The organism is Alteromonas alvinellae, from assembly GCF_902705805.1.
Genome location: NZ_CACSIH010000130.1, coordinates 30,594 through 42,562, shown reverse-complemented (window position 1 = coordinate 42,562; position 11,969 = coordinate 30,594). Strand labels below are relative to the sequence as shown.

The window sequence follows — 11,969 nt, the reverse complement described above, 5'->3', positions numbered from 1 at the left end:
TATGTACAGCAAAGATCAACAGACCCTAGGTCTGTCAGCTCTTTAACCTTCGCCACCACATCCCAGCTAAATACCACAGCCTGAATGTCACCGTCTTCACGAACAAATTGTAGTGCCTTTGCGACGGAGTTCGCTTCAAGCAGGCTGATTTCAACGTCACTTCGGTCAAAGTAAGCAATGGTGTTACCTATACTAGACGTAATTTGTTCTAACAGTTCAACAGCATCTTCTATAACAAGAATTTTTAAATGAGGGCGCATTAACCAACCATGTAATTAATAATGAGCATTTAGCACTAGGCTAAAACTCATAAAACTAAGAATCTATAAACAAAAACAGTAAAACTAAAAATAGTGTAACTCTGAATTTAACTGGTGTCGTGTAAACTCTTGCTATGTCGTAATAAAAGTGCGTAAACGAACTGGACGAGGGCTAAATCACTCATGCACACACCTTCCCTTCAAAACCAATTCCCACACGCTTATCTTTCAAACTCAACAGAGCACAAAAGTAACCTACGAGAATTCTTACACTACGCGAAAAAGGTACTCCCTTCTATTGCTTCAACGAAGAAAAGCACTTGGCCAATACATTATGACCACTGTTTTATGCGGGTGATTTTAGACAATATTGTCGGCTGCGCTTGGTATGAGGTCATTCCGTCTCCGGCCTATAAAAACCTGACCGACGAGCAAGCCAGCGCTGCATTAAACCTTGCCAAACAAATAGCCACTGAGAGTGTCTCGCTTCACGCACTCAACCAACACTCGAAACAATGGCGCAATAAGCAGCTAAAGCTGGAGTTTTAGTATGACAAAACGAACAACCATTAACGACGCAATTTTAATAGAGGATGGCCAAGACCTAGAGCGAATTGTGAAAGATAAACGTGCGCAATGGCGGGCTAATAACGCGAAAGCGCGTCGCAGGCAACGTCGGTACAAAAAGAAGCTTATTGCAGAACTTCCGCGAATTATTACCGATATTCATAGCACATATCCCGAAGATGAAGCCTAAAGCACTATCATAAAAGAAATCAATTACCTACAATCACTGCTAGAAAGTTGCGCTGAACAGGGTGTAACGTACATTAATTCCTACTAAGAAAGTGACAGGACATACCATGGCGTTTAATTTAGCTATTAATAACGATATTGCAGTAATCACCTTTGACGACGGAAAAGTTAACGCCGTTGGCTTTGAGCTTATTCAGCAGTTCAACGATGCCTTAGATGAAGCAGAGCAAAACGCAAAAGCGGTTGTATTACACGGAGGTGAAGGCAAGTTTTGCGGCGGGTTTGATTTATCGGTAATGAAAGCCGACGACAAAGCAAAACAACACGAGTTGGTATCAAAAGGCGCTGAATTAATCGTACGCCTATATAGCTTCCCACTACCTGTTGTCGTTGCTGCTGAAGGTCACAGCATTGCAATGGGCGCTATTATGCTTATGGCTGCTGACCTGCGCATTGGTAAAGACGCAGATACTAAGTATGGGCTTAATGAAACCGCCATTGGTATGGTGCTTCCGCCATTCGGAATGGAACTAGCTAAAGCTAGACTTGCCAACACCAGCCAAACCGAAGCCTTACTTTTCTCGCGTATCTACCAAGGCAGCGAAGCGGTTAAAGCGGGCTTTTTAGATGCTGCAGTACCTCAAGAGCAGGTTTTAGCAACGGCTATGGGTTATGCAGAAAAACTGAAAATGTTGCCTAGACAGTCTTTTGCTGAGTCTAAAATTCAGATGCGTAAAGAGACAATAGCCAAGATGCAAGCCTAGGCCCTAGTTTGTAACAACGCGTTGAGGCTTGATATTTCAACGCGTTGTTTAGAAGTAATTACTTTACAGGGCCAGAACGGCGTTCTATTTCTTCTTTAAGGGCACCTCTTAGGCCTAGCTCAAAGCTTAATTCCGCAAGCACGAACAGTGGCCCTATCGCCAAGCCCATAATGTCGTCGACAAACGCAGGCTTTTTGCCCTCATAGTGATGACCAATGAACTGTAGCACCCAACCACCTATAAAAATGCCAAGTGAGATAGCAAGCCATGTTCCCATTTCATTTTGCGCGATAGGTTGGGCGAAATAGACCATAGCGCCCGTTATTAACGTCATCACTGCGCCAAGCTTTATATCTAACTTAATGTAGAACACATTACCAATTGCCCAAACAAACAGCGCTGGGCTTATGATCATATCCCCAAAGATTGGCGCGTTCACTAGAAACGCAGGCTTACTTAGTAGACAGAAAACCGAGAAAACAATTAGCGGAATACCGACGTAATGGGTGTATATGTTTCTTTGATCTCGGTGATACTTGGCGTACTCACTTAAGTGCTGTTCTAAATTTTTCATGCTGCTTCAACCGCAAGTTAAATCGAAGTTTTAGTTTACTCTGCTCCCGCAGTCACAAACTGTCGTTTTGACGACAAAGTAAACCAACGTCTATTGCGCCATTTAGAACAGGAAACTTAGGGTGAACTTCATAGGCAATCACGAATCATAGTAAAATTGATTAAAGCAATTGGAGTTTTCATGACTTACAGGAAGTACCTTTGTGCTTTGACTGGTTCAGCGCTTCTTTTTTTAACAGCGTGCAGCTCGGCTCCCTCACTCTATTCGAATAATAGCGAGGGCAGTGAAAAGCATACCGAAGGCAAACCGCTTACGTTGGCTGCCAGTCATTGGCAAGTTGAAAGTATAGGTCAGGCAGGAATTATTGATTTCAGTCATGTTACGCTTAACGTAAATACAAGAGGCGACACAAGCAGAATCAGCGGCAGTACAGGTTGTAATCAGTTTACTGGAGCGCTTAATGTAGAAGAAGCAGAAACAGTATTTAGTGATGAAACCACAACTGAATCCTTTTCCACTGATAAGCTCATTCTCACCAAAAAGGCATGTGCGCCCGCACTAATGAAACAAGAACAACGCTTTATCGATATGCTAGCCGCATCGAAAAGTTATTCGATAGTGGAAAACACTTGGTTGGTGCTTTATGACGGTAATGGCAATGAAACGATTAAGGCGATAGTTGCACAGCTCTCTCAATCGACGACCAGTCAACCGGCTAGTGCAACAAAAAACAGTGTAAACACTAAGTTACTTAACCAGGCATCATCGCGAAAACAAGATGTTATTAGCGCCAATGAACAAGAGTCGACCAAAACGTACACATGTGAAACGCCTAATGCCAATCTCGCTACATTACGAGTAAATACGCTGGGGCCAGACACACTGGCCTTATTATTAAATAATACCCATCACATCGTTCAGCTATCGCGTTCAGCATCGGGGGCCAAATACACCAACAACAAGAACGTGGTGTTTTGGAACAAAGGTGATGTTGCCACCCTTTCGATCAACTCAGGTTATTACCACTGTAATTTAAGCACCTAAAGCGACGCTTTTAGCGTATACCAAACACAATAAAAAAAGACCCCTAATAATTGGATAGTCTACTTATCGGGGGTCACTTCATAGCTACCCATTAAGCGACTCTTTCCAGTCCTATCAAACTGTGCATCAAAGTTATATAAAGCAGTTGCATTTAGTCCTGTATGTTTAACTCAATTAGTTTCAGTTAAACATTTTTACACCTTTAATTAGCCAATAAGAAGCGAATTAGGTAATTAGTTAACCGATTCTTTATATATTTAATATTTAAAATATTAAACTTTAAAATCATTAACTTAACCTCAACCCAAATACATAAACCCTTTAGAAATGTAACCTTAAACAAAGTTCACAAGTTGAAACAATAGTTAGAACACTATACAATTTATTTTTATTGAACGATCAATTAAAATAAAATCATCATTAAAAAGGCGTATTAAATTGCGTTTGAAAGCCTTCAATCATGCGTGATTGACGCAGTAGGTAATGATGTTTTTTTACAGGGTGCTTTTTAAAAAGCGAAAATAGTTTCAACACTATTCATCGTTTTGAAACTATTCCTACGTATTAGATATTCGTAAAAGAAGTTAACGCGCAGTACCCGCAAATTGGCGAAAGTTTTAGTCCTTTTAAAAGTAGGAGTTTATGCATGTCATTACCGACTTATCAGAATTTCATTCACGGCAAGCCGATGGCAAACAAAAGCAAAGAAACCTTTGCAGTAACCAACCCCGCAACCGGTGAGGTAATTTACCACGTAGAAGTGGCTGATGAGTTTATTCAACAAGAAGCAATTAAAAGCGCTAAAGAAGGTTTTTCAGTGTGGTCAGCAATGATGCCAATTGAAAGAACCCGCATTCTTAATAAAGCGGTTGCATTGCTTCGTGAGCGTAATGACGAACTCGCTAAGCTTGAAGTACTCGATACCGGTAAGCCTATTCAAGAAGCCGACTGTGTTGATATTGAAACTGGCGCTGATGTCATCGAGTACTATGCCGGCCTTGCTCCTACTCAACTAGGTACCCAGCAGCCTGTGGGTGGCGACTTCTTTTATACGCGCAAAGAGGCGTTAGGTATCTGTGCCGGTATTGGCGCATGGAACTACCCTATTCAAATCGCTTGCTGGAAATCAGGCCCTGCTCTTGCCGCAGGTAATGCGTTTATATTTAAACCGTCAGAAGAAACCCCTATGGGTGCGCTTAAACTGGCTGAAATTTTCACTGAAGCTGGTGTACCTGACGGCGTATTCAATGTAGTTCAAGGCGCAGCACAAGTAGGCCAGTGGCTTACAAACAGCCCTGACATTGAGAAAGTGTCGTTTACTGGTGAGGTAGGCACAGGTAAAAAAGTGATGCAAAGCGCCGCTGCGTCAAACTTAAAAGACGTAACAATGGAGCTTGGCGGGAAGTCACCGCTTGTAGTATTCGAAGATGCCGACATTAGCCAAGCTATCAGCGCCGCTATGCTTGGAAATTTCTACACCCAAGGCGAAATTTGCACTAACTGCACCCGTGTTTACGTTCAACGTTCTGTGTATCAAGCCTTTATTCATGAGCTTAAAGCCCGCACCGAAAACAACATTGTTATGGGCGATCCGCTCGACCCTAACGTAAACCTAGGCGCACTTATTTCTAAAAAGCACCAAGAGCTGGTACTTAGCTATATTGCTAAAGGAAAAGCAGAAGGTGCAACGCTGTTAACCGGTGGTAACGCTGCCTCTCCGGCATCCGCACCTAATGGCTATTTTGTCGAACCAACAATTTTCACCGACTGCACTGACGATATGACTATCGTTAAAGAAGAAATCTTCGGGCCAGTAATGAGCGTGTTAGTTTTCGATGATGAAGACGAAGTGATCGCACGCGCGAATGACACTGATCTAGGTTTAGCTGCCGGTGTATTTAGTAAGGATATCCAGCGCGCGCACCGCGTTATCCACCAGCTTCAAGCCGGTATTTGCTGGATAAACGCATATGGTAACTCTCCGGCTGAAATGCCTGTAGGCGGCTACAAACAGTCTGGCATTGGACGTGAAAACGGCGTTGAAACGCTTAATAGCTACACACAAACCAAGTCGGTTTATGTAGGTATGAGCCAAATTGAGAGCCCGTTTTAAGCCGCAGTAGGAGTACATATGCAGACATTTGATTACATTATTGTTGGAGCTGGTTCTGCTGGCTGCGTGCTAGCGAACCGCTTATCAGAAAACCCAAAGCACAAGGTGTTGCTACTGGAAACCGGTGGCTCAGATAAAAGCATTTTCATCAAGATGCCAACGGCGCTGTCTATTCCTATGAATACCGACAAGTATGCGTGGCAATTCAACACTGAAAAAGAGCCCTATTTAAACAACCGTGAAATGCACTGCCCACGCGGCAAAGTGTTGGGCGGCTCGTCATCCATTAACGGTATGGTGTATGTACGCGGCCACGCTAAAGACTTTGACGAATGGGAAGCTCACGGCGCAGAGGGCTGGAATTATCAAGCATGCCTCCCCTATTTCCAAAAAGCTGAAACCTGGTACAAAGGTAAAGACGCGTACCGAGGTGGCAATGGTGAACTCGGCGTTAACAACGGTAACGAAATGAAGAACCCGCTCTATACGGCCTTCATTAAAGCCGGCGAACAGGCGGGCTACGACATCACTAGCGATTACAATGGCAAGCAGCAAGAAGGCTTCGGCCCTATGCATATGACCGTGAAAGACGGTGTACGCAGTTCGGCAAGCCGTGAATATCTTGACCCGGTAAAATCGCGTAAGAATTTAACTATAGTGACTGGCGCGCTGGTTACTAAAGTCGTGCTGGAAGATAAAGTCGCAAAAGGCGTTGAATATCTGGTGAACGGTAAAACCGAAACTGCCGCCTCTAACGAAGTGATTTTAAGTGCCGGCTCTATTGGCTCGCCACACATCCTGCAACTTTCTGGAATTGGCGACAAAGATATTCTTGAAAAAGCGGGTGTCGATGTTAAGCACCACCTGCCGGGTGTGGGTCAAAACCTGCAAGATCATTTGGAATTTTATTTCCAGTACAAGTGCAAACAGCCAATTACGTTAAATCGCAAACTGGGCTTAATTTCAAAAGGGTTGATCGGCGCTCGCTGGTTGCTAAACCGTTCTGGGTTAGGCGCTACGAATCACTTTGAATCTTGCGCCTTCATTCGCTCGAAAGCAGACGTAGAGTGGCCTGACATTCAGTACCACTTCTTGCCTGCCGCTATTCGATACGACGGAAAGTCCGCGTTTGATGGCGATGGCTTTCAAGTGCACGTAGGTCACAACAAACCTAAAAGTAGAGGTAGCGTAACCCTTCAGTCGGCTAACCCGACGGTTCCACCTAAAATTTTGTTTAACTATTTGCAGCATCCAGATGACATCGAAGGGTTTAGAGCATGCGTAAGACTTACACGAGAAATCATCGCACAGTCAGCATTCGACGACTTCAGAGACGGCGAAATTCAGCCTGGCGAGCACATTCAGACGGATGAAGAAATCGATGCCTTTGTGCGTGAAGCCGTTGAGAGCGCTTACCATCCATCATGCTCTTGCAAAATGGGTGAAGATGAGATGGCAGTTGTAGATTCTCAAACCAATGTTCATGGCATAGAAGGATTGCGAGTGGTGGATTCTTCTATCTTCCCCACAATTCCAAACGGAAACCTAAATGCGCCAACCATCATGGTGGCGGAAAAGGCGGCAGACATCATTCTGGGTAAACCCGCTTTGCCACCACAAAATGTGCCCGTGGATATTCATCCGCATTGGCAAACAGAGCAACGCTAAATTTCTGAACTATCTCGCACCAGTGTGCTTGTTGTTAAAGCAAGCGCACCTTCCACAGTGCCTACATGCCGCCTTCAATATAAGGATTTAATGTGTAGTTGGGTGGACTGTTTAATAACGAAAAAAAGGAAAAAGCATGTTTCATTTTTATCAATATTGGGAGGGTGATAATGACAGTATGGCTTAGTGCAGGCATTATTTTCACCCTACTTTCTGTAGCCTATATTTTGTTTAAATGGGGCAACATGAAAGTGGTCGGCGTAACGCCAGTTAGAACCTTTACCTTTATTGCCATTCTCTTTACCTCAGGTTTGGACGTGGGCCTTATTATGTTCCCGCTCACTGAATTTGCTGGTTATGCTGACATAAGCGCAAGTCCTGAATATGCCTTCACCAATCCGCTCGCCATTGAGTTTGGGTTCTGGGGATTCTTAATTTGGGGATTCTACTTTCTTACTTGTTTTTATTTCTGCGTAATCGAACCGAAAGTAAAGTTCTTCGAGCTTCCGGTTGTTAAGTTCGTAAACAACGTTGTAATCATCGGAACCTGTGCTTTCACGGCGTTTCTATTACTGTCTAACCTTCCGTGGTATTTACCGTCTATAGGCGACGGAGAATCTGTCGTGCCTGCGTTCTACCTGATTGTGTTTGCAGCCATTGCTTTTGCCGTATATTCGAGCACTAGCATTAAATACGTGCGTATTTTAAGCCTAACAACCACATGGGTATTCATCGCCCTCATTGTTGGCATGTGGGCGGCAGCATTTGTATTTGGCGAAAGTGAGATAACGGCTTATTTTACCAACCTAGGTCTTATTGGCGGGTACTTTGCGAACATCGATAACTTCGTATTGCCCATTAATGAGTATCACGAGTTCTATCTATTCTGGTGGTTCAGCTGGAGCATCATGATTGGTCAGTTTACGTCTCGTTTCGTGGGCGGTCTTAAAACTTATCAAGTTATGCTGGCTATGATGGTTATTCCATCTATCCCTATCGCTGCATGGTTCTCTGTGCTGTATCACTACCACAGCGCAGGTATTCCAACGGAAGGGATTACAAATATGGCAATGGTATTTGTAGGTATCGTTTTTGTAATCAACTCACTTGATTCACTGATTAGACTGTACACAGATAATCTAAACATGACCGTTGAACGCATCGGTAAAGGCAATTACATTGCTCTCAATATCGTGGCACTTTCGCTACTCACGCTGCTGTTCAAACTAGACTTCTTGCAAATTCAGTGGGTGGGTGCGTTAGTTATCGCTATCTTCTTTAGTTGCTTTGCTTTCATCCTAAGTCAGAAGTTTAAATCGGTGACGGCCATCAAAACATCGCCGAAAGAAAATAAAATCGACTTTACCAAGATAGAAAATCTCAACTAATTAAATCAATCACTTCTTACCTCATTAACATTGGCTCACTTTGAGCCAATGGGGGTAAGTGTTGCCCGAAACCGGCGTAAAAGCGCATTAACTAGGAAGCGGGCCAAATAAAACAACGATAAAAACAGGTGTTTAACAATGAAAAAATTGAATTCTTTTTTTACATCCGCGCATATTTTCACAGTGGCTATTGTCGCAGCGTTGTATTCTTCAGCTTCATTCGCTGATTGGAGCGCCAACATCTCTGCGGTTTCAGATTATACCTTCAACGGCGTTAGCCAAACGCAAAACGACCCTGCACTACAAGGCGGTGTTGATAAAGCATTTGATAACGGCACTTATGCAGGCACGTGGGCATCTAATGTAGATTTTGGTGGCGATACAAACCTTGAGTGGGATTTTTACGTGGGTCGTTACCAAATGCTAACCGAAACGGTGAGTTTGGACTACGGCATCGCTTATTATTCTTATCACGGTGGCGATGATTCAAGTGATGGCAATTACCCAGAGGTGTATACCAAGTTTGGTTATGCCAGTGACTACGGTAGCTCAGAACTAAACTTTTGGTACACGTGGGATTACTTTGGAACAGGCGCAAAACACGCTATCGCAATGGTAGCTCATACCTTTGAACTCGCACCCAACCATCATTTACGTGCAAGCTTTGACGTATCTAACTCACTAGACAGTGACAAGTGGCTGTGGAATGGTGATGACACCTCTTTCTACCACTACCGTTTGGCTTACCAAACGAGTTATGAAGGGTTTGATTTCGAAATTGCTGCTGAAAACACCAATCTTGATTTTGATACCGCCGATGAGCGCATTGTGTTTGGTGTATCAAAAACCTTCAGCTTCTAAACGTTGAATTGGAAAGTGGTTCTTCAGAACAAGAACCACTTTTCTTAGCACATGCTATGCGTGCTCGCACTACGCTGCTTCAACTGTACTCGGACAACTTGACTTAGCGATACGACGGTTAAAAAGTCCACGCAACAAAACGACTCAATTTACTTCCCTGCCCCATATCAATCACTTTACACTGCGCAGCACCGTAATAATCAATACTGGTTTTAATTGGTTTCAAATGGGCACTCTTCGACACCAAGCAGGTGAACCATTCTACATTGTCTTTTACAGAGACACTCTCTTTAACCATGCGCTGAATAAAGGCAAGTTCACCTCCTTCGCACCACAATTCATTCGCTTGGCCCGCAAAATTTAAGTTTGCGTCCTTACCTTGGTAAGCGGCATTTTTACCTTGTAGCTTGGATGTACGATGCCCAAAACCTTGCTCACGATTATCGGTGAACTTTGTACCACTTCGTTTCTGTTTATTACGGGTTAAATTAGATGTCTTCCTTCGCGTGCCTGATAGTGCCTCTTGGGCAGACTTATGAAACGGAGGATTGCACATCGTAAAAGTAAACCGTTCGTTTTCTTTAATCACGCCGTTGAAAATACTTGCTCTATTCGCTTGTTTACGCACTTGGAATTTATGGGCTAACACACTATTTTTACTAGCAATAGCTTTAGCACTTTTTACTGCGACGTCGTCAACGTCACTCCCTACGAACGACCAGTCATAGGATGTAACGCCGATAATAGGATAGATAGCATTTGCGCCCACGCCTATATCAAGCCCACGAACGTTTTGATCTTTCCCCTGTTGACTCTGCTCACCCTGCGCACTGCTGCTCGTTGATTTTAATAAATCAGCAATACCGTGGATATAATCTGCTCTTCCAGGTACAGGGGGGCACAAGTAGCCATCAGGAATATCCCAATATTCAAGACGGTAGTAGTGATGAAGTAAGGCCGCATTAAGCACCTTCACCGCTTGTGGGCAGGTAAAATCTATACTGGTATTGCCGCTTTTAGCACGAACGAGAAAAGGCTTAAGCGCTGGGTATGTCTGGCACAGCGCATCCATAGGATAGCCGTTTCTGTGGAGATTTTTTGAATGCATGAAGCGCTACTTTTTATGTGAAACTAAAAATTGGGATTGCACGTTTTCATCGAGCAACTGGGCACCGCTACCTCGGGCTGCCGCTTTATCGTCGGTATTGTAAAGCCTACATCGGTCTAATGACAAACACCCACAGCCAATACAGCCTTCTAACGACGTCTTCAATCTGGATTTCCGCACGAAGTCTTCGACCAAATTACCGCGTTTAGCAAGCGTCCTGGTGAAAACATCATTCGGCCGGGCGATCTCATTCATGTCGATTTCGGCATTACTTACCTTCGACTTAATACTGATCAACAGCAGCATGCTTACGTGTTAAAGCCTGGTGAAAAAGACGCGCCAGCTTCACTTAAAGAAGCACTTAAATCTGGAAACCAGTTGCAGGACATTCTGACCGGTAATTTTAAAGTAGGCAGAACAGGTAACACTATTTTGAATATGTCGCGACAGCAGGCTATCGAACAAGGCATTACGCCCGCTATTTACACCCACCCGCTTGGTTTTCATGGGCACGCGGCAGGTCCAACGATAGGAATGTGGGATGCACAGGAAGGAGTACCAGTTCAAGGTGACTATCCAGTGTTTGCACAAACGGCTTATTCGATAGAACTCAATGCAGCAAGCTTTATTAAAGAGTGGAACAAAGAAATTAGAATTATGCTGGAAGAAGATGCATTTTTTGACGGTCAGTCAGTAACCTATTTAGATGGCAGGCAAACTGAGTTTCATTTGATTCATTCAGATGAAAACCAATAACTATAGGTGGAGCGTTACGCCTATTTTAATGCCTATACGAAATGAAAAAACTGAACGGTGCGGCTAAAGGCTGGCCGATGCGAGAAGACTTACGTAGAATTAAATCAAGCGAAGCGTAAAGTGTCAGGCCTTTCGCCCTATCAAGCGAAAGGCCATGAAACTGTACTAAATATTAGCAGTAGGTTGCTATCCTAGAACGCAGCCTTATTCAGCAGCAGTGCGAACAACTACGTTCTCTGCACTGTATTCGCGAACAAAATCAGACATTGTTTTGTGGTTACAAATAATGTTCTCACCTTCCAAACCAAACTTCGCTAGTGCCGCTTCTTTACCTACTGAAAGCGCTTCTAGACAAGCCTGTGACGCAATATCTTGGTTCTTAGCAACAAGTGCTACAGTTTTCGCGTTTTCAGTCGCCTTGTTGTTTTTGTACATGTAAGCAAAAGTGCGAAGTGATTCGCCGTTGCAGCGTACAGATGCACTGAACTCTTCTGCATTAAAACCTTTTGAACGGATAAGACGCAATGCAGGACCAAAACCATCTTCAGCAGCAGTTAAACATGCTTGTGTTTCGATGTTGTCGTTAATTGGCTTTAGTACGACATCTTTTGCGAAAGATTGAGTGGCAGCAACAGATAGTGTTAGAGCAATTGCGAAAGTAGACAGTTTCATTTTTG

At 43.7% G+C, this 11,969-nt stretch carries 11 protein-coding genes and 3 pseudogenes; 9 read left to right on the top strand and 5 right to left on the bottom strand.

From position 1 onward, the window contains the following. Positions 1-260: pseudogene (locus ACX5KA_RS10095) on the bottom strand (amino acid decarboxylase); the annotation flags it as partial. Positions 261-443: 183 nt separating this feature from the next. On the opposite strand from ACX5KA_RS10095, the gene ACX5KA_RS10090 reads away from it, so the two are divergent. From ACX5KA_RS10090 to ACX5KA_RS10080, 3 genes are all read left to right on the top strand, one after another. Continuing rightward, complete coding sequence (locus ACX5KA_RS10090) at positions 444-809, top strand: hypothetical protein (protein ID WP_458731042.1); 366 nt, start codon at positions 444-446, stop codon at positions 807-809. Between the two features lies 1 nt (position 810). Next, positions 811-1,017 (top strand): hypothetical protein, encoded by a 207-nt coding sequence (locus ACX5KA_RS10085; protein ID WP_014977119.1) that lies wholly within the window; start codon positions 811-813, stop codon positions 1,015-1,017. 106 nt (positions 1,018-1,123) lie between these two features. After that, complete coding sequence (locus ACX5KA_RS10080) at positions 1,124-1,780, top strand: crotonase/enoyl-CoA hydratase family protein (RefSeq protein ID WP_039218364.1); 657 nt, start codon at positions 1,124-1,126, stop codon at positions 1,778-1,780. Positions 1,781-1,838: 58 nt separating this feature from the next. On the opposite strand, the gene ACX5KA_RS10075 is transcribed toward ACX5KA_RS10080, so the two are convergent. Further along, positions 1,839-2,354, bottom strand: a complete 516-nt coding sequence (locus tag ACX5KA_RS10075; RefSeq protein WP_458731041.1) for an Mpo1 family 2-hydroxy fatty acid dioxygenase — start codon at positions 2,352-2,354, stop codon at positions 1,839-1,841. A gap of 180 nt (positions 2,355-2,534) precedes the next feature. On the opposite strand from ACX5KA_RS10075, the gene ACX5KA_RS10070 reads away from it, so the two are divergent. The 5 genes from ACX5KA_RS10070 to ACX5KA_RS10050 all read left to right on the top strand — a co-directional run bounded on the left by ACX5KA_RS10070 (position 2,535) and on the right by ACX5KA_RS10050 (position 9,428). Then, positions 2,535-3,398 carry an META domain-containing protein gene (locus tag ACX5KA_RS10070; RefSeq protein WP_458731040.1) on the top strand — a complete coding sequence of 288 codons (864 nt, stop codon included), beginning with the start codon at positions 2,535-2,537 and terminating at the stop codon, positions 3,396-3,398. 646 nt (positions 3,399-4,044) lie between these two features. Then, positions 4,045-5,511, top strand: coding sequence for a betaine-aldehyde dehydrogenase (gene betB / locus ACX5KA_RS10065; protein ID WP_458731039.1), 1,467 nt, complete (start codon positions 4,045-4,047; stop codon positions 5,509-5,511). Positions 5,512-5,529: 18 nt separating this feature from the next. Next, complete coding sequence (gene betA, locus ACX5KA_RS10060; RefSeq protein WP_458731038.1) at positions 5,530-7,179, top strand: choline dehydrogenase; 1,650 nt, start codon at positions 5,530-5,532, stop codon at positions 7,177-7,179. Between the two features lie 170 nt (positions 7,180-7,349). Beyond that, complete coding sequence (locus tag ACX5KA_RS10055) at positions 7,350-8,567, top strand: choline transporter (RefSeq protein WP_039218377.1); 1,218 nt, start codon at positions 7,350-7,352, stop codon at positions 8,565-8,567. A gap of 138 nt (positions 8,568-8,705) precedes the next feature. Continuing rightward, entirely contained in the window at positions 8,706-9,428 is a 723-nt protein-coding gene (locus ACX5KA_RS10050) for a TorF family putative porin (protein WP_052235417.1), read from the top strand. 118 nt (positions 9,429-9,546) lie between these two features. Here ACX5KA_RS10050 and rlmF read toward each other — a convergent pair whose 3' ends face one another. Then, entirely contained in the window at positions 9,547-10,536 is a 990-nt protein-coding gene (rlmF, locus tag ACX5KA_RS10045; RefSeq protein ID WP_458731037.1) for a 23S rRNA (adenine(1618)-N(6))-methyltransferase RlmF, read from the bottom strand. Positions 10,537-10,542: 6 nt separating this feature from the next. After that, positions 10,543-10,701: pseudogene (locus tag ACX5KA_RS10040) on the bottom strand (redox-sensitive transcriptional activator SoxR); the annotation flags it as partial. A gap of 15 nt (positions 10,702-10,716) precedes the next feature. Between ACX5KA_RS10040 and ACX5KA_RS10035 the strand changes: the two are divergent. Then, positions 10,717-11,292: pseudogene (locus ACX5KA_RS10035) on the top strand (M24 family metallopeptidase); the annotation flags it as partial. Between the two features lie 204 nt (positions 11,293-11,496). On the opposite strand, the gene ACX5KA_RS10030 reads toward ACX5KA_RS10035, so the two are convergent. Then, on the bottom strand, positions 11,497-11,964 hold the full coding sequence (locus ACX5KA_RS10030) for a DUF3718 domain-containing protein (protein ID WP_458731036.1): 468 nt from the start codon (positions 11,962-11,964) through the stop codon (positions 11,497-11,499). Positions 11,965-11,969 lie beyond the last annotated feature (5 nt).

Bases quoted from the DNA above. Each gene is read 5' to 3' on its own strand.
- ACX5KA_RS10090 (WP_458731042.1), top strand. From the start codon at position 444: ATGCACACACCTTCCCTTCAAAACCAATTCCCACACGCTTATCTTTCA.
- ACX5KA_RS10085 (WP_014977119.1), top strand. From the start codon at position 811: ATGACAAAACGAACAACCATTAACGACGCAATTTTAATAGAGGATGGC.
- ACX5KA_RS10080 (WP_039218364.1), top strand. From the start codon at position 1,124: ATGGCGTTTAATTTAGCTATTAATAACGATATTGCAGTAATCACCTTT.
- ACX5KA_RS10075 (WP_458731041.1), bottom strand. From the start codon at position 2,354: ATGAAAAATTTAGAACAGCACTTAAGTGAGTACGCCAAGTATCACCGA.
- ACX5KA_RS10070 (WP_458731040.1), top strand. From the start codon at position 2,535: ATGACTTACAGGAAGTACCTTTGTGCTTTGACTGGTTCAGCGCTTCTT.
- betB (WP_458731039.1), top strand. From the start codon at position 4,045: ATGTCATTACCGACTTATCAGAATTTCATTCACGGCAAGCCGATGGCA.
- betA (WP_458731038.1), top strand. From the start codon at position 5,530: ATGCAGACATTTGATTACATTATTGTTGGAGCTGGTTCTGCTGGCTGC.
- ACX5KA_RS10055 (WP_039218377.1), top strand. From the start codon at position 7,350: ATGACAGTATGGCTTAGTGCAGGCATTATTTTCACCCTACTTTCTGTA.
- ACX5KA_RS10050 (WP_052235417.1), top strand. From the start codon at position 8,706: ATGAAAAAATTGAATTCTTTTTTTACATCCGCGCATATTTTCACAGTG.
- rlmF (WP_458731037.1), bottom strand. From the start codon at position 10,536: ATGCATTCAAAAAATCTCCACAGAAACGGCTATCCTATGGATGCGCTG.
- ACX5KA_RS10030 (WP_458731036.1), bottom strand. From the start codon at position 11,964: ATGAAACTGTCTACTTTCGCAATTGCTCTAACACTATCTGTTGCTGCC.